The organism is Desulforhopalus vacuolatus (genome assembly GCF_016918505.1).
Classification (GTDB): Bacteria; Desulfobacterota; Desulfobulbia; order Desulfobulbales; family Desulfocapsaceae; genus Desulforhopalus; species Desulforhopalus vacuolatus.
The window spans coordinates 1-22,185 of record NZ_JAFFPZ010000028.1; the positions used below are offsets into that span (position 1 = coordinate 1).

A 22,185-nucleotide genomic window follows, 5' to 3' on the forward strand; every position below is an offset into this window, starting at 1 on the left:
GTTCCCACCCGATTTGCATATTGTTGCTCAAAAACCACATTATACTGTTTGGTTTTGTGCTGAATTCACAGCCGATGGTACGAAAATCAATTTCAGGCCGTTTTTTAGCTCCAACCGGGAATAGCTGGCGTGGTACCCGTGCCAGGTGGAAGATTGAAAATGAAATACTCAACATATCAGGGAAAACTATAAATGAACGAAAAACTTCCAAATGTAGTCTCTGTTATAGGTTGTCCAAGGTCGGGGACAACCTTAATGCAGGCGCAGTTAGCTCGACATTTTGATTTGAGCGCTATTTCAGAGACGCACTATATTTTTTTATTCTCAAAATATTTATGGCTGTGGCGCAATCTGAAGGATAAGAAAAATCGGCTTGGTCTCATTAAAGCTCTTCAGGATTTCACAAAAATCCGATGGGGAATTATCTCTGGTTATAATTTGGAAAAAGTTCGTCAAATAAGTATTTTAGAAAGTATAGAGAAGGTTGAGCAGCTAGCTGACGGTAGCGGTGATTACAAAAATCTCATTAACGATATTTATCGAGTTCATGCAAAAATTAAAGGGTCTGCTGGGGTCATAGAAAAATTTTCTTATTACTCTCCAGTTGATATTGAGTTCTTATCTACACTTTTACCTGAAACAAAATTTATTCATGTTATTAGAGATGGAAGAGATGTTAGCTTGTCTTGGAGAAAAACGTGGTTTGGTCCAAAATCAGTATTGAAATCGGCACTGTTATGGCAAAAGCATGTTACCCTATATGCTGATTGGGGACGCAGGAATCCCAGTCGTTATCTTGAAATTAATTTTTCAGATATTATTGAAAATGAGTATGAGGTGCTTGATGAAATCAGTAAATTTATAAGGATGCCGCTACAAGAAAGCTCTTTTAAAAATAATAATGTGTTTGCAGTTTTAGCTGAAAAAGAACATTATAAAAAATCAAAATCTTCCCCAGATAAAGAATTTCAATTAAAATGGCCTCTTGAGATGGAGGAAAAGCACAAAAAGTTGTTTATGAAGGTTGCTGGACGTTCTTTAACTAAATACGGATTTGAAGACTTAATGTTGAAGGATGACAAGCAAACGATATTTGTGTTTGCTTGGGAAATATTAAAAGAAATTAAAGAATTCTTTTTTGGTAAAATAACTTGGAAAAGGAGAGCTTTTTCTATCTTCCCATTAGTTATTAAAATTTCTCAGATATTAAATATTTCTTTGTATCAAACATTATCGTTAAAGAAAAAAAATAATCGTTAATTGAATAGAGTTTAAATTATTATCAAATGAGAATATTGAAACCGAAGTTACTATTATCATCTTTGGTAATAATTCTGCTTCTTTTTACTTCTTTTAGTTTATCGGGAAAATTTCCTGATTTAAATGACCTGCGTTCTATATTAAAGGACGGCAAATATGGATGGATATTTTATTCCTTTAGTTTTTTTTGCGCTAATTTTATTCGTTCTCTTCGTTGGCGATATCTCCTTAGAAAACATGTTCGCTTGACAATTTTTCAGGCATGGTCAAATTTTCAGTGGTTGTTTATGATAAAATCGATATCTCCATTTATGACAGGTGAATTAGCGAGGGTTCTTTGGTTGAAGTCAAAAGGGGGGAGTGGTACGTTTGGGGTTGGCGTCTTTTTATTTGAAAAAATTACAGATGTTATCGTGCTGTTTTTTATTAGTATTGTGGTTGTATTTTATAGTTTTAACGATACTGTTACCATGACAGAAAAAAGTGTTATTGGGGGGATGATTTTTAGTGTTCTTGTTGCAATTATTTTTGCCGATAAACTAGAGGTTGTATTTCGATTTTTTATTCGCTTGTCTTCAATGAATGATGTTTCCAATAAAATATTTCACAAAAGAATTGTTTCATTGCAAAATGCTTTATTAAGCAATTTGTCTCCGATGCAGCGTACTAGAGTCATTTTTATGACTCTAGTTATTTGGTTGTGTTTAGCGCTGGGGATGAGTGGTGCAATGTATAGTTTAGGTGAATTGTTTCATTGGACTCAGGGGCCAGGTCTTGTGGTTTCAGCAAATTTCGCTGGTTTTATATCTCCGTTGCCAGCTAATATTGGGACATATCAATTTGCTGGTTCAAGTATTCTTGTGCATTATGGTGTTAATGTTAAGGAAGCGATATCTTTAACTGTTATCTTACAAATGCTGATGTTGTTTCAAGTGATTGCGATAGGCCTGATTACGTTTTGGTTGTTTGGGACGATAGAGGAGAAGGAGCACGGTAATGGCAAATAAGAATAAATTCATAATACTGCCTTTTGACAAGTGGTTAGGTCTGATTTTATTACTCAATATTTCCCTGAAATTGCTTTGGTTTTTTCAAGTTGCCATTGTGCAGGGACTTCATGGTGATGAGCTAAGCTATTTTAATATTGCTGCCAGCCTGCATAATTCTTCTAATCTTTACGATATTTTAATTTCTTTATTTAGTCATCAGCACAGGATGCCTGGGACAACCATTTTAATATTTTTTTCCCAGAGTATCTCGGACTCATTAAGTTTTATGCGGTTTGTTTTTATGAGTTTTGAGACATTTTTATTTGTAACAAGTTGTATCGTTGTATGCAGAATTTTTGGAAAAATAATCACCAGGATATTTGCCGGATTTATTGCTGTTTCTCCTATGATGATTTCCTTTTCATTTAATGTTTGGGGGGATTTTATAGCTGGATGGTTTATCTTTTTAACAGCTCTTTTTGCATATCAAGCAATTGTGGATAATGGAGTTAAGCAAAATTATCTCAAATATATATTTATAGGTGTTCTTTGGGGTGGAAGTCTGTATTTCAGGCCCAGCATGATTGTTTTTGGACCATTGTTGTATATAGGAATTTTGTTTCTAAAAATCAATTCACTATCATTCGAAAAAATTAAATATTCTTTAATATTAATTAGTTTTATTACATTAGGTTTTGCGATAAGCTGGGGCCCTTGGATGACCGGTGCTTCATTTTTTAGACAAGAATTAACTTATCAGCCCGGCCAAAATGTCAAACAAGAAAAGTGGCTAAAATGGAATATCTGGGCGCATTCTCCTGCTGACAGTGGTTGGGGGTATCGAAGAGGTGAACGGTATGATCATGATCTTGCTATTATGACGATGCAACATGGTAATAATAAAGAAAAAGCTCTAAAACGGATGTATGAAAAGGTGAAGCAGAATTCTACGCCAGCAACCTTGATTTCAGCCATATCGAGAAATATTTCCAATGTAATGGGAAATGAAAATCAATTTTTAGCAGGTACTATGAATACTGTTGGAATTGAAAATGAGCCGTCAGTATGGTTTCCGAAAATTAAAAGATCTGATACCATGGGTGGATATCGTCTCGATTCAAATTATTCGCCTGCTTCAGAAAAAGCAAAATTAGTAATTTTATTTAATTCATATTGGTATTATACGGTATTATTTTTATCAGTGTTATGGTTATTTTCTGTATTATTATCAATAAGCTCAATCGGAACCTTTTCCATTTTCTTTATGGCAAATGTCGTGTGTGTGATGTCGATGTCATTGTATCATCCGGGGCATGGACGATATGTTTTTTCTATGTTGCCAATGTGGGTATTGGGGGCATCGTTTTTCGGCAATGTACTCATAGAGAAACTTAAATGTGTTCCAAGGAAGTTTTTTCGAAGCGGTATGTTAATCTTTTTTTACTCGATATTTTTAATATTTTGGATGTTTAAACCATAATTCATTTAATTTTTAACAAATATTTTGTCTTCTTGAATTGACTTCACGGACAATACGTATCCGATATAATGAATTACCTTGAAATAGTGCTTTACTCCCTGGCTAAACCACGGAAGACAAGGAAAGCACGGAAGAGTAGAGAACAAAACACTCAATCTCAACTTTCGGATAACTCCCAAAGTTGATTAATAATCCTGGTTTTAAATTTGTTGCTTTAATATAATTGATGTTTTCCGTGTCCTTCCGTGTTTTCCGTGGTAGCCAGTCTTATACCATTCCTATTAAGTTGTGACCGTACTCAATGCCATTTTCACTTTCTATTGGCGAATGTAAAGGCAGGGGGATGGGAGACAGGAGAAAGGAGACGGGAGACAGGGAAAAGCAAAAGACGGAACAGCGAAAAACTTGAGAAAAATATTTTAAAATTAAACAGAGAATTGCTGTTGTTCTATCTTTACTCGCATCCTCTGGTTAATACAAAATGTAAATGGTATAAACTGCCCTTTTCGCATGTTTCGCTGGCAAAAAAAGGCCGCTTCCCCAAAGGGAAACGGCCTTTTCAACACCATTAGAATTTTCCTGGCTCTCAGGAATGCTTTCCGTGACCGCACTCACCGCTCATCTCCATACCACGAACATCATTCTGATGTTTGGAGATGGAGATAATATTTTTCACGGCGGCGGCATCTTCAGCGCTGAGTTTGTCCAGATTGATTTTTTCTGCTTCTTCAATAATTCCTTTGAAAGCGGATGCAATTTTGTCTACTGCAAGCATGGCGTATCTCCTTCCTTTTGAATTTTTTACCACTACATTGTGGCACAACGTGGGCACCTGATCCTGTTAAGGATACCCTGAAGATAAGAACGATTATCACCAACAGAACAGCGAAAAGATTTTTTGCCGTAAAGCAATTATTCCCCGCCTCATACCATTTACATTTTTTACTGACCAAAAAACACGACAGGACAAACAGGATGATACAATTAATTTCATTGCAGAAACATCTGTTGTGAGATGAGCCACCTGTTGTGCTGAAGACGCCCAAATTGGGCGTCTCTACAAGGACATCCTTTCCACAAAGACAACGCCATATTACCACCACGGGTTATCGCGGCAGAATTGTATCCGGATTTATACAATCAATGCCCGTAAGATAAATCGCCGACATCGTAGAGACGCCAAATTGGGCGTCTGTCCCACCCATCTTTAAATCCGCCAATACAAAATGTAATTGCTATCACATCACCATCCGTCGCCGCAGGATGAACCAGATAATCACCGGACTGCCAATTAAAGCAGTCACCGCGTTCAGCGGCAGAACCGTCTCAAAGCCCGGCATCTGAGCGATAATGTCGGCACCAAGGGCCGTCACGCCTCCCATCACCGCCGTGGCGGGCAGGAGAAAGCGATGGTCCGAGCTGCCAAGCAGCGCTCTGGCGAGATGGGGTACGGCAATGCCGATAAAGCCCACCGGCCCGCACCAGGCGGTCACCGCCCCGGCGAGGATGGCGGTAACAGTGATTATCACCAGGCGTATCCAGATGAAATTCACTCCCATGGAGCGTGCGTAGGTCTCGCCGAAGAGCAGCACATTCAGCGCCTTGCCGAAGGTACAGGCGATAAGGGTGCCAAGCAGCACTACCGGCAAGAATATTTTCAGCTCATTCCAGGTAACATTGGCAAAACTGCCGAAGCTCCACGCCATATAGGCCTGGGTCATCTCTGGTCGACTGAAGTGGATCAGCACACTTACCCCGGCGTTCAGTGCAAAACCGCCGAGCAGACCGACAATGAGCAGGGTCATGACGTTCTGTACCCGCTGCGCCGCCAGCAGAATCACCACCAGTACCAGCATGGCACCGAGGGTTGCCGCCACCACAATGGAAAGATTGCCACCCAGTCCCATCCCGCTGATCAGTCCGGTACCGCCCAGTCCCAGACCACTTCCAAGAACGACAATGGCCACCCCGAGACTTGCCCCGGCACTGATTCCAAGAATGGAAGGCCCGGCGAGGGGATTGCGAAAAAGGGTCTGCATCATCAGACCGCTCACCGCCAGCCCCATACCCGCAGCGATGGCCGCCAGAGCCTTGGGCAGGCGAAAGAGAAGCAGGATGGTCTTCCAGCTCGCAACCGAGGGGTCTCCACCTGTAAGCACCGCCCAGACATCATGCGGAGGAATGGTGACACTGCCCGTGGCAAGGTCGAGAATAAAAAAGGACCCCAGCAACGTACAGGCAAGCAGAGGAAAGAAAACACGTCTCATCATTTCTCCGGCAGACGGGTGTAGTAGTAGAGTTTGTGCTCTGGAACCAGTTCGGGATGAAAGATCGACACCATATCCGCGAGAATAACATCAGGAGCAATCACTCCGGATTCCCAGTAATCGTTCCCGCCGGAGGTGTTGGCCCGCCGGTTATTATTGTAAATTCGCCTCTCCTGCATGGCCTTGAAATACTGAAAGCGCATATCTACCGCCCGTCCCTCGGCCACACTTTTCCACGATCCGGGATTGAACCAGCAATCAGCATTCTGCCCACGGGCAAAAATCATCTCCACGTCCACCGGTTTTGACCCCCCATAGCTGGAATCCTTCCACAGATAATCCGCACCGGCATCGGCAAAGAGATGAGCCAGAAAGCTCTTGCCTCCTGCCACAAACCACTCCCCGTTAAAGGGCGCACCGGTTATCACCGTCGGCTTATTTTCTTTAGGCAGTGCAGCAACCTTTTCGGCAAGGCTGTTATAACGCTGTTCAACTCCGTTGAAAATTTTCTCGGCCTGCGCCTCTTTGCCCACAAACAAGCCAAAGTATTTAATCCACTCCGCCCAGCCAAGGGGATGATTCTCCATATACTCGGCCACCAGTCCCACCTTCAGCCCCGCCTCCATCAATTTGGGGTGAGAATCCCGAAAGGAGCCGGTAGCAAAGGAAAAAACAATCTCTGGCGACAGAGAAAGGACCTTCTCCACCCGCAGATTCGAACCCTCTCCCACCGCTGCCACCCGGCCCTCTTTGACCGCGCGGTGTACAAACTCGCTGTTCAATCGAGAGGGTGCACTGAAACCCACCAGCGTATCAAGGGCGTCCAGCTTTGTCAGAAAACCAATCGCCGGAGTGGAGAGTACCACCATGCTCCGCACCGGGACTTCCACCACCTGGCACTCCTCATAGCCTGGCGGAGTCTTCTCTCCTCTTTTTTTCAGGAGATAGTGAAAATCAGCTTTCAAACCAGCCCACGGCCGGTACACCGTGAGCAGGGTCACTCCGTTTTCTTCGTGTGCTTCAAAACCTGTGGCGTAGCGCAGTTCTACAGCCTGCAACTGTACCTGAAAACAGAAAAGAAGAACCGTCACCAGCCATACAGTCACCATCCTTCTCTTTATCCATCCCTCTCTTCCCACGTCTTTCTCCTTCACTCTTTCTCTTTTCGGCTTTTTACCCTGCTGATGCTCTCGCGAGTTCCATTTGTACCACCTTCAGCGCACTCCATGCAGGCTTCTTCTGCCTTTTAAATTCTGACGCTTTGTGCAGATATTGCCGGGCAGCGGACCAGTCCTTTCCCTGCAACGCAGAGTACCCTGCCATCAGCCAGCAGCGGCCTTTCTGGTGTCCCTTCAGCCCGGCCGCCACACGATAGGCCTCTGCCGCTTGAAAAAACTCCCGCCGCCCATAACGAATTTCCCCTTCAAGCTGCAGCAGAGATGCCGACTTCACCGTCTCTTCGCGATACTGCTGCAGAACCTTCAACGCTGTCTCATCCTTGTCTTCACGGTGCAGGGCAACCACCAGCCGTTGAAGAGTTCTCTGCCGATACTTCCTTTGCAAAAGTTGCCTGTAGAGAGGGGCTGCTTTCCCCGGAACATTCGTTTCCATATAGAGATCCGCCAGCAGTGTCAGCTCCTGCGCATCGAGCGGTTCCAGGTAACTGCAGGCAATAAGCGCGGCCAGTGCCTGCTCCATCCTTCCTGCGGCGAGCTGCAGATGGGCCAGCGCTTTCCACCATTTCACCTCACCGGGATCTGCCTCCGTGAGAGTGCGTGCGAGGGTCTCCGCCTGCGAATACATCTGTAACTCGACATACTGTGACAGCAGTATCTCCTGCCACTGCATTTTCATCTTTCCACTGGAAGTGGCAATCATCTGACGAATAAGCGGCAGAGCCTTCTTTATCTGTTCACTCTCCATAAGGGCATGAATATACTGCTCACGCCACGCAGAAGTTACCTTTTTGGGATAGAGCTGGAAAAGTTTCTCGAAAGCCACGACGGCCTTTCCACCATTGCCAGCCATACGCCAGGCCGTCGCCAGACAGAAGAGAATATCCGCCTTCTGCTCCTGCGGAGATGCCCTGTCCCACGCCTGCTGGAAAGAGTCTCCCGCTCCAGCAAAGTGTTTCAATTGATATTGGGCCTTTCCGAGATTCAGCCACAGACTGACAGCAGTATCATCACCTTTGAGAGCCTCCTTATAGTGCTGTACCGCAAGAGAAAACGTTCCCTGCAGCATGGCGCAGTTGCCGAGTTGCAGGTAGATCTCCTCATGCGTACCGCCCTTCTCCCCAAGGGCCTGTTGCAGGATGGCCGTCGCCTCCGCATACTGTTTCTGCCTCATTAAAGGGACAGCTTTGGAGAGCGCAATCCCCACCACCGGCGGATATTTTTTGTCGGCGAGAGCCATGCCCGGCACAAGGAACAACAACAGCATGGTGAAAGCGAGTAGACGTTTCAAGGTATCAGTCCTCCTCAATCCAGGTTAAAGGGTATTTTGAATAATCTTGTAAGACTGGTTATTCAAGGTACCCTGAAGATGATTTTTTGCTGCACACGTGCCTTCACTGGTATGCCGCCAATGGTCCCAGGTCTGAAACGCCAGTGAGAAACTGCCCGGATTACCGCCCGCTCAAAGGTACCTTTCGGCTGTGACTCCAGCACCTTCACATTCTCCACCCGTCCCTCCTCATTGACCACAAACTCGATCTTCACCCAGCCCTGAATCGCGAACCGCTTCGCTCTCTGCGGATAGTGCGGCGGCATCTGTGACATTCCCACCAGCGGGGCGTCCAGCGCTCCAACCTCAAACATGCCACTCATATCCGCCTGCGGCAGACTGGTATCAATCGGCGGCAGCTCAACGCCACCCTCGATCGCTGGCAAACGGGGGTTGAGTTCAAAAGGAAGCGACAGCTTCTGCGTCGGCAGAACCATCCTGTGAACAACATTTTCCACCTTCGGCTGCTCTTCCGGCGGTTTCGGAGGCTCAGGCGGTTTCTCCTTCTCAGTCTCAGGCTCGCGCACTTGAGTGAGGGTGATGAGCTGATCCATCTCTTCCAGCTGCTGTTTCTGCGGTCGCACCGCTGTCAGGCCCGGGATGACAAGAAAGAGCACAATATTGAGAAGGAGAGACACGACCCCCGCCTTCAACCAGTCCAGCCCCGCCCTGTTTCCGCTGCTCTTCATTCCACACTCACCGTGTCGGACGTTTCGCCGCAAGGGAGACAGAATGAGCTCCGGCCAGCCGCGCACCATCCATCACCTGAATGGCTGTCCCGGTACTGCTCGCCTTGTCGGCCACCACAATAACTGCCGCCTCCGGATTTTCCGCCAGCGCCCGCTCAACATTGGCACGCACCGCGCGAACATCGATCTCCCGGTGATCCATGTAAATACGGCCCTCTGTATTTATGGCAATGAGAATGGCACTCTGCTTTTCCACTGTGGCAGTAGACGCTGTCGGCCGCGCGACCTGCACCCCCGTTTCCTTGACAAAGCTGGTATTAACCAGAAAGAAGATGAGCAGGATGAAAACCATATCAATGAGCGAGGAGATATCCAGTCCCGGAGTTTTCCGGTTTCGCCTGCGTTCAGAACTTATACTCAACATTATTCGCTCTCCTTCCCATGAAGGTGACGGCGCAGAAAATAACCGGTACTGACAATTTGCTCTCCAATTTGCTGCGCACGGTGTTCGAGATAATTTTTCATATACATGGCCGGAATGGCTATAATCAGGCCGGTTTCGGTGGTAATCAGCGCTTCAGAAATGCCTGAAGCCATGCCTCTGGCGTCGCCGGTACCAAAGAGCGACATCACCTTGAATGTACTCATCATCCCGGTAACAGTACCAAGCAGGCCGAGCAGCGGTGTGAGAGCCGCAAGCACGCCAATCAGCGGGAGAAGACCGTTAAGCGGACGCTGGACGCTCTGCACCACCTCATCAAGAATTCGCTTGTCGAGCAGTGGATCTCCACTGCGTTCCTCCATAAAACGGCGGGTAAGCAGACCAGCCATTCCTCCTCTCCCGGCAGCAGGAATTTTACCCTGCTCAATATGTCGCCACGCCTCTTCCCCGCTCATCATCTTCCTGCCCATCTGCCGAAGGTACAACCAGCGCTCGGCAATCAGCAGCCAGACGACGAGACTGACCAGCAGCAGGGGCACCATAACCGGCCCGCCGGTATGAAAAGAGGTGCTCAAAGCATACACGTGTTCTTCAAAAAAGATCATCGGGTCGCGGTCTTCCCGCGCAGGACGCTTTCCTGACTGCGCAGTTTAAAGATAAGATTGACCAGCGATACCGACTGTTCTTCCATGTCGCCGATAATACGATCCACACCCCGGGAAATCATGTTGTGCAGCAGCATCAGCGGGATGGCAACAGAGAGCCCGAGCATGGTGGTTACCAGCGCCTCGGAAATTCCGCTGGACATCATCCGCGGGTCACTCGTTCCGTAGAGGGTAATGACGTGGAAGACGTTGATCATCCCGGTCACCGTCCCGAGCAGACCAAGCAGTGGAGAAATAGTGGTAAACATCCCAAGAGTGGAAAGTCCGCGTTCCAGCCGGGGAACCTCCGCGAGAATGGCCTCATGGAGAACATTTTCAATCTCTTCCCGGTCAAGAGTGCGGACGGAAAGCCCGGCCCCGAGCACCCTTCCCATGGGCCGCTTCTTCCATTGATTTCCCGCGCAGAGTTTTTCACAGGCTCCCCAGTTGCCTTTCCCGGCCAGGATTCGGATACGGGCAATAAGCGGCGGTTTCAACTGGCGATAGCGCAACAGGTAAAATGAGCGCTCTGCCACGATGAGCACACCGAAAAGCAGCAGAGCAAGAATCGGCCAGACGATGGGTCCGCCCTGATGGATCTGCTGAATAAAACTGACCCGGTGGCTGATCTGGCGCAGGGCACCGCCGCGACTGATATCCACCGGCACCGCTGGACTGCTGCCATCCATATAAGAGGCGATGTCCCTGCGCAGACTCGAATCCGGCAGGTTGGCAAGGGCAAAGAGTCTGTCACTGCCCGGCGTGAAATTGAGAAACCCGGTTTCACCGCCGAGCCGATAGACCCCGGTAAAGGGACCGACCATGACAACCTCCGCCTCACTTTCCCTGCCGGAACGGCTGGTAATCACAATGTTCTTCAGATTCACCTCACCGGAGCTGCGGATAATCTCCAGCAGCGCCGTATCCATTGTGCGGATATCCTCCATTCCCGGAAATTTTTCATCCCCCGCAACCGCAGAGAGAAAATTGAGGGGCTGTCCCTTTTTTCCGCGCCGGGCATACTGCGGATCCTGTCCGATCAGTTCATCAAGATCTTTGGCGTTGATACGAATCTGACCGATCAACTCTTTCACCATGCCGTCGATCTTGTGCAACTGCACGTCAACATCGCTCTCCTCCGCAGTGATCTGCGTCTCCTCCTGATGCAGGTTACTGACCGTGGCGTTGAGCCGTTTTTTCTTTGCCTCAAGTTCAGCCACAGCCTGTTCAAGGGCCTGACGGTCTGTGCGGATGGCGGCTTCAATTTCCCGGGCAGACTGCACCGCCGCAGCCTTTTCAGCCTGCGCTTGACGGACCAGCTCTGCCCGTTGGTGATCGGCCTGGCCGGCTCCAACCCTCGCGTCCTCAGCCAGAAGGGGTTCGACGAAAAAAAAGAGCAGAAGAAAAACCAGAACAGAGGATACATGCAGATATTTCATAAGAGACCTCAGTTTTGATTTTCGGTGAAGGAATGTGCGCCACTGATTTTACCAATGGGCAGATTCACCAGATCCACCGGCTGTTCTTTGCGCGCCATGGCGATAACGGTACGGATCTCGCGCAGCCAGCCGTCTTCAAGCTTTTCCCACGTGCCGGCCGCTTCGTTAAAACGGCCGCAGGTGAGCCCGTCAAGGCTGAGAGAGAAAAGGTTCAACCGACCAAAGCGGAAAATGTCCATCAGCATCGGCCCGGCACCGAGGTCAATCTCCTCGCGGGAGACCTCAGTGGTAAAACCGTATTCAGCCTCGATATGCAGGGCCTCCATCAGGCGGCGATATTTCTCGCCAACAGAGATGGCGGGATCTCCCATCATCTTCTCCATCCTGCTCAATCGCTCTGCACGCTCTTCCTGAAGGAATGGAGGGCCGTCCGCACTCACCTCCCGCAGCTGAGTCAGCAGTTCATCAAGAAAAGGGGCAATCTCTTCACTGATCTTTTTTATCTCGGCAAGCTGCTGCTTCTTTGCAGCAAGCCGATTGCGGGAAGCCTCGACGCTGTCCTTCAGCTTTTCGCTGTATGTGACAAGTTCCGCCGTCTCACTCGTCAGTGCGACAAAGCGGGAGGTGAGATCTGCACGATCGTCCTGCCACTGCTCCACCTTCTTCTGCGCCTGCTGACGGGTGTCGATGGACTGCCGAAGGGGTTTTTCCACCTGCTGCTGAACAGAGACCGCCAGAACTGCCGGTGGTGGAAAAAACAGCGACAGGACAAGAGCCGCTGTGAACCACAGTTGACATTGTGCTTTACCTGACATTCACAACTCCTCGAAAAAAGATATGATTCGTACTGCGTGATAAGAATTAACAGCTTTCCTGAATTCCCCGATACAGCGCACAGATCAACTGGCCGTCGTCACCATTCGTTAAAAGCCGTGAGGGACAGTCCCCCGGACAGCGACCCTGCAGTTCACATTCCACACCCTCGGGACACTGCAGGCGAACACTTTGCAGGAGGTGATGACGCGGTCGCGGGTCTTCAATACTCCCGAGGGAAAAACTCTCTTCATTCATCACCTGCCCGCAGGGATAAAGCCTGCCTGTGGGGGTGACAGCGAGGCTTCTGCCTGAGGCCGCATGACAGAAAGCTGCGCCGCGCCCCCGTTCCAGCAATGAGAGTTCCCGCAGCTGCAGGGGAATCTTTCTTCTGCTGTTGATAAACCGCAGAGTGCTCACGAGGCGCCGGACATTTTCTGTGAGTGACTCGGGGGAGGACAGCGCACGTGTTGTTCCCCGCCCCTTTTTTACCAGCAGATCAAGCCCCATCCCCCGACACCCGGAAAAGGCGGCAAGAAACAGCGCCAGTTTATCGAGCTGCCCGACACTGGCTGCGCTTACTACGGTGGTCACTCGAAAGGGAATCCGCTTCGCCTCAAGAAGACGCAGTCCCTTCAGGGCAGCCGTGCTGCCGCCCCGCAGCTCTTCCTGCAGTTCCGGTGGACCGTCAATGCTCAGGCCGGTTTCAATCTCATATTTACGCAGTATCGCAACCAGATGCGGGGTGATGAGCGTTCCGTTGGTCTGCAGGGCAAGACGCGGTTTCCTCCTGAACTGCTGCACAGCCCGGGCAAAACGTTCAATCTTCTCCGGCAGGAGAGTCGGCTCGCCTCCGGTGAGCTGAACCAGCAGCGGTTTACCATTGTCCATCCGCGCAAGCAGGGTATCCATCACCCTGTCATCCATATCATTTCCCTTCGCGGAGGCATTTTGAATACACCCCGCACAGTGAAGATTACACCTGCTGGTGAGGGCAACAATGAGATACGAAATCTTCCCGTAGAAAGAGGCCCCCGTCACGTCATTAGGACCAGCGGTCAACATATCCCGCCGCTATCGCTTCCCAGCAGAGCTGCAGAAAATCTTCAGTTTCCGTCCGCTCTCCCAGCCGTTCGCGGTACACCTCCATCTTCTCGAAATGGCCGCCTGCCGCACAGGCAAGCTGGGCCGCCGCAGCTCCCATAATCTCCATGCGGCATCCCTGCGGCAAAATACCCCAGCTCAATTTATCCTGCAGGTGGGCCAGCGCCGCCGCTGCGGCCACCACCAGAGGATCGTGATTGAGCGCCTGAAAATTATTCCCGAGGAGCTCTCCCGTCTTCTCATCAAGGCAGGCGACAATCCCCTCCTTCATACTGATATTGGTACAGCCAAAACGTTCCAGATGAATCTTTGCCGAACACTGCCCGGAGGGCGTAAGCCCATTCTGTCGGGCAAGGGTCTTCTTCACTGCGGCGGTAACCGCGAGGCCGATCAACTCGCCGAGTTTCGCGTGTTTTCCCGCCCAGAAAAGACGATAACTGTCGTCTTCGGGATCAGGCGCAGCCACAATTATCTGGTCGGTGCCGGTGCCCGTCGCCAGCCCCGGAGAATAGCGGGAATTAACCGCCAGCTCCTGCAGGGCAACTGTTTTCGCCTCAGTGGCAAGGATAATACAACGGGTAAGCGCCCCGTCCGTCAGCGGTTTGGAAATGAGCAACATAATGTTGATGGTACCGGGTTCGCGATGGCCATTGACAAGACGGAAAAAACCCTCCGGCGTCTCCACCACCGACGCCGAATCCCCAGCCCGTCCGGCATTACTCTCCACGCCGCCGGTAACCACGGCCGTCACTTCAAGATCCTCAAAGCTCCTGCAGACAATCGCCGCAAAGTGCATATTGGCGGCGGTTCCCATCATCACCGTCTTCTCCGGCGGCACACCCAGAGGTTCACAAACATAACGGCGATAGAGCCGCGGGTCACGGCAGTTCACGCTTACCTTGTGACTGCATCCCTCGCAGCTCTGGAAATTAATGGCATACTCCATCCCCCGCTGCAGACCTCCGTCCGCCGCTGAAGTGGAGACTACGCCGTACGGCCCCGGAAAATGGGCAATAAGTGCCTTCCCCTGTCGCTCAAGGGTCACCCCGCTGCTGAAAGTGCGCAGTTTCATTATTTCCCCCTGCCCGCTCTGTACTGGTGAACAGTATCAGGAATATCCATCAGCGGTTGACGACGGATACGATGAGGCAGAACCAGTTCCGCCGCCTCGCGTATATCCTCTGCCATAACCATTTTGCGACCGTACAGCGCAGCAAGCGTCTTCGCTGTTTTCAGCATGATGATATCTCCGCGATGGCCGTCCACGCCAACCTCGATACAGTTCCGTGCCACTTCCTCAAGCAGGGCGTGGGCAATGCTGACCTGCGGCAGAAGCGCGCGGGCTGCAATAATGGTGTCCGCCAGTTCCGTCGACTCCCGCTGCCACTTCTTAACAAAAGCCTCGCGATCTGTGTCGAAGGCCATGCGCCGTTCCATGATTTGCACCCGCTCATCAATAGAATTAATTCCACCCACATTGACACAGAGGCCGAAGCGGTCGAGGAGCTGCGGCCGCAGTTCCCCCTCCTCGGGGTTCATGGTGCCAACGAGGGTAAACCGTGCCGGATGGGAGAAGCTGATCCCCTCCCGCTCAATGGTATTTACGCCCATGGCAGCGGAGTCCAGCAGTACATCAACCAGATGGTCATCAAGCAGGTTGACCTCATCCACATACAGGATGTTACGGTGTGCCCGCGCCAGCAGTCCCGGTTCCACCCGCTTTTCACCCTCCTTCAGGGCGTGTTCGAGGTCGAGAGTACCCACCAGCCGGTCCTCCGTAGCCCCGACGGGCAGCTCTACCACCCGCACCCGCCGCCGGGTTGTGACAAGATCTTCTTGTTCCTCCACCGCTCTGCCAAGAGCCCGGCAGAGAGTGCAGTACTCTTCATAATCCTGTTGCGGATCAAGCTGAAAGGCATTCTCTTCGATAACCTCAATCATCGGCAGAATTTCGGCAAGCGCACGCACGGCAGTAGATTTAGCCGTGCCTTTCTCGCCGCGGATCAGTACGCCGGAGAGGCCGGGGTTGATAATATTGAGGATGAGCGCCTGCTTCATCTTCTCCTGACCGACAATGGCCGCAAAGGGATACGTTAGCAATTTCATATTTTGTGTTTGTCCCTGGATTAAGAATAAAAAATCATCATTTATATATGGCTGCCTGCTGTTCACTTCTCAGAAAAGACAAAAAGGGAGAAGGGAGACAGGAGAAGGGAGACAGGAGACAGGAAAAAACAGGATGATACATTAATTTCATTGCAGAAACGTCTGTTGTAAGATGAGCCACCTGTTGTGCTGAAGACGCCCAAATTGGGCGTCTCTACAAGGACATCCTTTCCACAAAGACAACGCCATATTGCGACCACGGGATTATCGCGGCAGAATTGTATCCGGATTTGTACAATCAATGCCCGTAAGATAAATCGCCGACATCGTAGAGACGCCCAAATTGGGCGTCTGTCCCACCTGCCTTTGAATTCTCCAATACAAAATGAAATTGGTATTATATAGAGAAACTTTCGCGTGTTTCGCAGGCCATCCAGGCTTTCTCTTTCCGTCTTTTGCCTTTCCCTGTCTCCCGTCTCCTGTCTTGCCTGCCTTAATTAAACAAAATCTTTGTCCTTAAATCTTTTTCGCCTTTATTCGCATGTTTAGAGCCTTTATTCGTTGGCAAAAAGTTTTTCGCTGTTCCGTCTTTTGCGTTCCTTCGCGTTCCTTCGCGTTCTTCGCGGTAAAAAATGTCTTATCGCTTTTTGCTGTTCCCTTTCTCCCGCCTCCTGCCTCCCGTCTCCTTTCTTCTTTCTCCCTGTTATCAACCTTGATTTGCCCGCACGATCTTAACCAGCTCTTCCGCCTGGAGGTCGCCGGTTTTGAAATATTCCGCGCCAAGCAGCCCGGCAAGACGATGGGCAAGCTGAAAGTTCACCGGTCCCTCCTCCTCAAGATCCACCACGATATAGTGCGCCCGCTCCTCCCTCTGCAGCGCAGCGGCGAGCCGTTCCATCTCCCGCACCGGCTTCTCCCTGCCAAGGCTCACATTAGCCTTGCCGTCGGTGAGGATAATGACGATGGGCCGCGCGGCGGGTTCCCGCACCAGCAAATTCCGCACCACCTCATACCCTTTCACCAGCCCCGCAGAAAGCGGTGTGCGGCCACCCACCGGCATTTCAGCCAGCATCTTGCCCGCCAGTTCCACCGAGCTGGTAACGGGCAGATTGACAACCGCCTCCCGTCCGCGAAAGCTGACCATCGCCACCTTGTCCCGCTTCTGATAGGCATCAAGCAGCAACGACATGATCGCCCCTTTGGAGGCAGTCATCCGTCCGCGTGCGCCCATCGAACCGGAACCGTCCACCACAAAGAGGAGGAGATTCCCAAGCCGTTTTTCCCGCACCTTGAAACGGATATCCCCCGGTTCCAGCCGAATTGCAAGCTGGCTGGCACCGCACCGTGCCCGGCGACTCTTCTGCCACGGTGCCGCAGCACGCAGGGTGGCATCGAGCGCCAGATCACCTTCCACTCCGGCTCCGCCCGCCATCGCCGCCTTCACGTAACGTCCCTGCTTCTGCAGCACCCGGCTGCGGGACCGGCGGCCACTGCCTCGGCGCGCCTGCCGGTCCTTCGGACTGACAATACTTTTCACCTTAAAGGGTATTCCCACCTCAAAAATGAGTTCCCCGCCGGGAGCATGAGGTTCACGTTCATGCTCATCGGCAGAGTTCTCATCTTCCCCCTGCTCAGAGGAATCTTCTCTCCTTTCTTCCTGCGCTTCTCCCTGCTCTTTCTGACCACTCTGCTGCGGTTCTTCTCTGTTCTCCGGGGAGTCGTTTTCCGTCTGTTGTTCATTCTGTTCGGCGGAGCTCTCCTCTGCCTCCGCTTCCGGCGGCGGAGGAGGTTCCGGCGGAGCCTCACCCGCCTCGCGCATACGGTGCGCCAGTACCAGCGGTGCGACGCGTGAGATATGACTCAGTTTCACAGCCCCGCTGCCCTCAAGGGCCGCGCAGGCGATGGCAGCCTGCTCAAGTACCAGATCGGCCCGGTGTCCGGCCACGTTGTTGTTTCGAGTCAGTTCGGCGATAAAGCCGCGCTGCTGCGAGGTGAGGCGCAGTTTCTGGACCTTTTTTCGCGCCGCAAGAATACGCTGCCGCTCCTGCTCACTCTGCTGTGCATACTGTCCTGCAAAACTCTGCGGGGCGCTGTCAAAAGCCTCTCTCCGCTGCAACAGTTCCACGCGAAGGTCTATATCCTCCAACCCCGCCATCTCTACGCAAAGCCCAAAACGGTCAAGCAGCTGGGGCCGCAACTCCCCTTCTTCCGGATTCATGGTCCCGATGAGCACAAAGGAGGCATTTTGGCGAGAACTGATCCCCTCCCGTTCCACCGTGTTCATCCCGGAAGCGGCGGTGTCGAGGATAATGTCCACCAGATGATCGTCCAGCAGGTTCACCTCATCCACATAAAGAATGCCGCCGTCCGCGCGAGCCATCAGCCCCGGCTGCAGCACCACCTCTCCTCTGCGTAATGCCGCCTGAAAATCAATACTCCCGGCGAGCATATCCTCAGTAGCGTTGAGGGGCAGGTTGATCAACGGCATCGGCTTTCCCTCAGCCCCGCTCATCAGCTCGGCCAGCCCGCGCACAGCGGTGGATTTAGCCGTTCCCTTCTCACCACGGATGACAACGCCGCCCACGGCGGGATTGACAATATTGAGAAGGAGTCCCAGCTTCAGCTCCTCCTGACCGACAAGGGCAGTGAATGGATAAACGCTCATCTATTCCGTCCGCTCCTCAATTTCCCCTTCCATCTCCAGATATTCATCGCGCAGCTGCTCCTCCATCTCCCTGCCAGCGTCCCACATGTCGCGGCCGATCGCCTCAAGAAGCTTGTCGAGAATATTGTGCAGAGCGTGGGGATTGACCTCCTTCATCCACTCCTGCATCTCCGGGTCCAGGGCGTATTTCTTCGCCACGGCTTCATACATCCAGTCATCCATCACCTCGGCGGTGGCATCCCAGCCAAACATGGTATCCATCATGTGGGAGATATCGCCCGCGCCCTTATAACCGTGACGTTTCATGCCCTCAAGCCATTTGGGATTGACCAGACGGGAGCGAAGAATATGTTTCGCTTCCTCGAAGGTGGAACGCATCTTCACCCGTTTCGGATCAGAACTGTCCCCTGCTATCGCCAGTGGCAGTTCTCCACGCACTGTCTTGCCAGCAACAATGAGGCCACCGTAGTAGTTATAATAGTCGGTGCAGGACATCATATCGTACTCACGGGAGTCCTCGTTTTTCACCGTCATCTCCATGCGGGAGAGCAGGCGACGAAAGGTGGCAGGTTTCTTATCACCGTAACTCCCTTTCCCGTAAGCGTGGGAGGAGTAACGAATATAGGCCTCGCCCAGCTCATCCTGCGTCTCCCACTGTTTCGATTCCACAAGCTCCGTCACTCCGGCACCGTAACTGCCCGGCGGACAGCTGAAGACACGAAAGGTCGCCTCCCTCTCCGCCTCCTCCCGGCTCATTCCCTGCTGCCGAAGTTCCTCCATATCGGCGAGCACATTGCGTCGCAGGATGTTGGATTCCGGCGGTTCCCGCAGGGCGGAGACAATGGCAACCGCCTCGTCAATCTGTTCCATCAGATTGGGGAAGGCGTCGCGGAAGAAACCGCTCACCCTTGGCATAACATCAAGCCGTGGCCTGCCAAGCTCTTCCCGGGGAATAACCTCAAGAGCAATCACATTGCCGGAGGATTTTTGCCACACCGGTTTCACCCCCATCAGATAATAAATCTCCGCAATATCATCTCCCCGGGTGCGCATGGTACCACCGCCATAGACAAGGATCCCCACCGAGTCCGGCCACCCCTCTTTCTCCTCCTGCCAGCGGGCAATAAGGGCATCACCAAGTTGTTTCCCCATCTCCCATGCGGCGGGAGTGGGAATCTTATGGGGATCAACCGAGTAGAAGTTGCGCCCGGTGGGCAGGATATCCGCCTGCCCGCGGCTCGGCGCACCAGAAGCTCCCGGTAAGACATATTTTCCTTCAAGAGCGGCAAGGGTGGAGTCCATCTCTTCAGTGGTGGCTGCTACCCGCACGGAGAGAGATTCAGCAACATAGGTGAGGGCCTCCACCACATCCCCGGCCCGGGCGGGAAAAGAATCCGCCACGATCTCTTTCACCGCTGCTCCCTGAAAGTGCTTCGCGGCCAGTTCTCTCACCAGTTGCAGACAACAGTCGTGGGCGGCGGCAATACACTGGCCGCCGGTTTTTCCACCATACGCAGGCAGACTTTCCCCGCAGTGCAGCAGCAGGTCGTCATAATCAAAGCCCATTGCCGTCACCACCGACTCGCGCAGGGAGGGCACATTGCCGTTATCGTTGCGGGTAAGCTGAGTGAGAAACTCCACCAGCCCCTCATCCTGCGGCGGACGGCCGAGGGTATGCAGTCCATCCCCGATCATGGTATCGGAGAGTTCGTGAAGAGAGCTGTGCATGCGCTCAAGAAAACCTTCAAAATCACTCATTGCGGCTGCCTCAGTCATGCCGAGATCCTCTTCAAGATGTGCTGCTATAACGGCCTCCCAGATGAGCGGTTTGAGTATATCCTTCTTCGCCGGATCCTCGGCCGAAGCCATGCTGTACTCTTCCAGCCGCTGGCTCAGCACCGCCAGCTCTTCGTAGAGGTCGGCGTTGGTGAAGACCGGGGTGAGATGATCGATAATGCAGGCGTAGCTGCGACGTTTGGCCTGGGTCCCCTCACTCGGGTCGTTGATGATATAGGGGTAGATATTGGGCAGCTCCATGATGGCCAGATCGGGCCAGCAGTTCTCCGACAGCCCGAGGGCCTTGCCCGGCATCCACTCCAGCGAGCCGTGTTTACCCACATGAATGACAGCGTCGGCCTTAAACTCATCACGAATCCAGCGGTAAAACGCCAGATAGTGGTGAGGCGGCGAGAGGTGCATGTCGTGGTAGTCTTTCTCCAGGTGATCAAAATTTCCCCGTGGTGGCTGGATGGTGACAAAGAGATTACCATTGGCCATCCCGGGAAAATAGAGGGTGTTATTATGCACAAACATCTCTCCCGGCATCCTGCCCCAGTCCGCCGTCATCTTTTCCCGGTTCCACTCAGGCAGCTCTTCATGCCACGGAGTGAAGCTCTCCCGTTTTGCCCACGCCTCCGCACGCTCCGCCAGTTTTTCCGGAGTGAGCCAGCGCTGGTCCGCCGTCACCCGCTTGAGCAGTTCATGGGCCATCTCAGTACCGTCTTCATACTCCCGCTCCACCTGATACCCTTCGCTCTTCAAACGGGAGACGAGATCACTCACCGAAGCAAAGCTGTCCAGCCCGGCGGCACAGCCGATACGGTCTTCCCGGGGAGGATAGTGATGGAAGATAATCGCCACCCGTCGCTCCTCATTTTTCAACCTGCGCAGCCGCGCCCAGTTCAGTGCGAGACGGACAAGCTTCTGCGGTCGCCCACCGAGAGGCTCGCAGCAGCAAAGCAGACCGCCGGTTACAGGGTCGATCTTTTGCTCTTCCCGCGTTGCTACGGGGACCGAGATCAGCGCGCCGTCAAACTCCGGCTGGGCGGCGTTAAAGCTCACATCCATGGTGCGCATTCCCTGCTCAGACTCCTCCCACTGAGCGCGGGTACCCATGGAAATCATCGCCTGCAGAAAGGGGACACCGAGCCGTTCCAGCAGGTCGTGGTAGTCTGGTGAGGCGAGTTTAAGGCTGAACAACATGGGGTTAAGCAGAGCATCAATACGCGGCGTGCCCTCATCCATAAAAAAGTGGTCCACCACGTAGTCCGCCCCGTGGTTGCTGCGGCTGCTCTCCTTGAAACGGAGATGAAACACCGGGATTACGTTCGCCCCCTCCGCCTCTACTGCGCGGATAAGGGCATCAATAAAGGCGAGATTATCGTTAAGCCAGTAGGTCTGATAGAACCAGATTCCCACGGTGAGACGCCCCGGCTGTACCCGCTTTTCAAGATACTCCTCCAAAGAGATATCAAGGGGCATGTCGGGATGATATATTCCCTCGTTGCGCTGTTTCAAAGGCGGCTCGACGGGAAGATTCTGCTGAAAGAGATGGTTGTAGACGGTGCGAAGGAGCTGGTTATAGTTGAAACGGCCGCCCCGCAGCATATATTTGTAGCAGGTATCCCATAACTCTGTCCCAAAGGTGGGGCAGTCCCTTTCGGCGGCAAGCATGGAATCCTCATCGCCGGCGGTTGGCTGGATATGGAGGTATGGACGTTTCTCCAGTGGCAGTGCGGCAAGAGCCTCCATCAGCTGATCAAAAAGCGGAAAACTCACTGTCCCTCCATGAAGAGAGAGAAGAACAGCATCGCTCTGCAGGCAGGAACGAAGAAAAGATGACTTCTGCGCCTCATCGAAAAACTGCTGACGGGTACGGGCATACACCTTCACCTTTCCGCCTTCATCACAGTAACTCGACACACCCTGAGACAGCGAAGTAAGATTCAGTTCACTGGCAATAAAAACACTGAGACGCCACTCTTTCTGTTCCATAACAATTC

The 22,185-nt window shown here is 51.7% G+C and carries 18 protein-coding genes; 3 read left to right on the forward strand and 15 right to left on the reverse strand.

What is annotated here, in order from left to right; translation table 11 throughout:
* Positions 1–192 precede the first annotated feature (192 nt).
* The 3 genes from JWG39_RS13270 to JWG39_RS13280 are packed head-to-tail and all read left to right on the forward strand — an operon-like array spanning position 193 to position 3,729.
* Entirely contained in the window at positions 193–1,260 is a 1,068-nt protein-coding gene (locus tag JWG39_RS13270) for a sulfotransferase family protein (RefSeq protein ID WP_205219905.1), read from the forward strand.
* Between the two features lie 35 nt (positions 1,261–1,295).
* On the forward strand, positions 1,296–2,267 hold the full coding sequence (locus JWG39_RS13275; RefSeq protein ID WP_205219906.1) for a lysylphosphatidylglycerol synthase transmembrane domain-containing protein: 972 nt from the start codon (positions 1,296–1,298) through the stop codon (positions 2,265–2,267).
* The gene (locus tag JWG39_RS13280; protein ID WP_205219907.1) at positions 2,257–3,729 is read left to right on the forward strand and encodes a hypothetical protein; all 1,473 of its coding nucleotides are present in this window, start codon (positions 2,257–2,259) and stop codon (positions 3,727–3,729) included. The genes JWG39_RS13275 and JWG39_RS13280 overlap by 11 nt, the downstream gene beginning before the upstream one ends.
* 102 nt (positions 3,730–3,831) lie before the next feature.
* On the opposite strand, the gene JWG39_RS17430 is transcribed toward JWG39_RS13280, so the two are convergent.
* From JWG39_RS17430 to cobN, 15 genes are all read right to left on the reverse strand, one after another.
* Positions 3,832–3,957, reverse strand: a complete 126-nt coding sequence (locus JWG39_RS17430; RefSeq protein ID WP_439099718.1) for a GxxExxY protein — start codon at positions 3,955–3,957, stop codon at positions 3,832–3,834.
* Positions 3,958–4,315: 358 nt separating this feature from the next.
* Positions 4,316–4,504: a hypothetical protein gene (locus tag JWG39_RS13285; protein WP_205219908.1), complete on the reverse strand. Its 189-nt coding sequence runs from the start codon at positions 4,502–4,504 to the stop codon at positions 4,316–4,318.
* A gap of 463 nt (positions 4,505–4,967) precedes the next feature.
* Positions 4,968–5,999, reverse strand: coding sequence for an iron chelate uptake ABC transporter family permease subunit (locus tag JWG39_RS13290; RefSeq protein WP_205219909.1), 1,032 nt, complete (start codon positions 5,997–5,999; stop codon positions 4,968–4,970).
* Entirely contained in the window at positions 5,996–7,150 is a 1,155-nt protein-coding gene (locus JWG39_RS13295; protein WP_205219910.1) for an ABC transporter substrate-binding protein, read from the reverse strand. Before JWG39_RS13295 ends, JWG39_RS13290 begins: the two co-directional genes overlap by 4 nt.
* Before the next feature lie 19 nt (positions 7,151–7,169).
* On the reverse strand, positions 7,170–8,462 hold the full coding sequence (locus JWG39_RS13300) for a tetratricopeptide repeat protein (protein WP_205219911.1): 1,293 nt from the start codon (positions 8,460–8,462) through the stop codon (positions 7,170–7,172).
* 62 nt (positions 8,463–8,524) lie between these two features.
* Complete coding sequence (locus JWG39_RS13305) at positions 8,525–9,190, reverse strand: energy transducer TonB (RefSeq protein ID WP_205219912.1); 666 nt, start codon at positions 9,188–9,190, stop codon at positions 8,525–8,527.
* Between the two features lie 7 nt (positions 9,191–9,197).
* A complete protein-coding gene (locus JWG39_RS13310; RefSeq protein ID WP_205219913.1) occupies positions 9,198–9,614 on the reverse strand; it encodes an ExbD/TolR family protein in 417 nt (138 codons plus the stop codon).
* Positions 9,614–10,237: a MotA/TolQ/ExbB proton channel family protein gene (locus JWG39_RS13315; protein ID WP_205219914.1), complete on the reverse strand. Its 624-nt coding sequence runs from the start codon at positions 10,235–10,237 to the stop codon at positions 9,614–9,616. The genes JWG39_RS13310 and JWG39_RS13315 overlap by 1 nt, the downstream gene beginning before the upstream one ends.
* Positions 10,234–11,715, reverse strand: a complete 1,482-nt coding sequence (locus tag JWG39_RS13320; protein WP_205219915.1) for a MotA/TolQ/ExbB proton channel family protein — start codon at positions 11,713–11,715, stop codon at positions 10,234–10,236. Before JWG39_RS13320 ends, JWG39_RS13315 begins: the two co-directional genes overlap by 4 nt.
* An 8-nt stretch (positions 11,716–11,723) precedes the next feature.
* Positions 11,724–12,530, reverse strand: coding sequence for a DUF3450 domain-containing protein (locus JWG39_RS13325; protein ID WP_205219916.1), 807 nt, complete (start codon positions 12,528–12,530; stop codon positions 11,724–11,726).
* A 46-nt stretch (positions 12,531–12,576) separates the two neighbouring features.
* Positions 12,577–13,593 (reverse strand): radical SAM/SPASM domain-containing protein, encoded by a 1,017-nt coding sequence (locus JWG39_RS13330; protein ID WP_205219917.1) that lies wholly within the window; start codon positions 13,591–13,593, stop codon positions 12,577–12,579.
* Positions 13,574–14,704, reverse strand: a complete 1,131-nt coding sequence (locus JWG39_RS13335; protein WP_205219918.1) for an adenosylcobinamide amidohydrolase — start codon at positions 14,702–14,704, stop codon at positions 13,574–13,576. Before JWG39_RS13335 ends, JWG39_RS13330 begins: the two co-directional genes overlap by 20 nt.
* Positions 14,704–15,738, reverse strand: a complete 1,035-nt coding sequence (locus tag JWG39_RS13340; protein ID WP_205219919.1) for a magnesium chelatase ATPase subunit I — start codon at positions 15,736–15,738, stop codon at positions 14,704–14,706. Before JWG39_RS13340 ends, JWG39_RS13335 begins: the two co-directional genes overlap by 1 nt.
* A 706-nt stretch (positions 15,739–16,444) precedes the next feature.
* Positions 16,445–18,403 (reverse strand): magnesium chelatase subunit D family protein, encoded by a 1,959-nt coding sequence (locus tag JWG39_RS13345; protein ID WP_205219920.1) that lies wholly within the window; start codon positions 18,401–18,403, stop codon positions 16,445–16,447.
* Positions 18,404–22,177, reverse strand: a complete 3,774-nt coding sequence (gene cobN / locus JWG39_RS13350) for a cobaltochelatase subunit CobN (RefSeq protein ID WP_205219921.1) — start codon at positions 22,175–22,177, stop codon at positions 18,404–18,406.
* Positions 22,178–22,185: the final 8 nt, after the last annotated feature.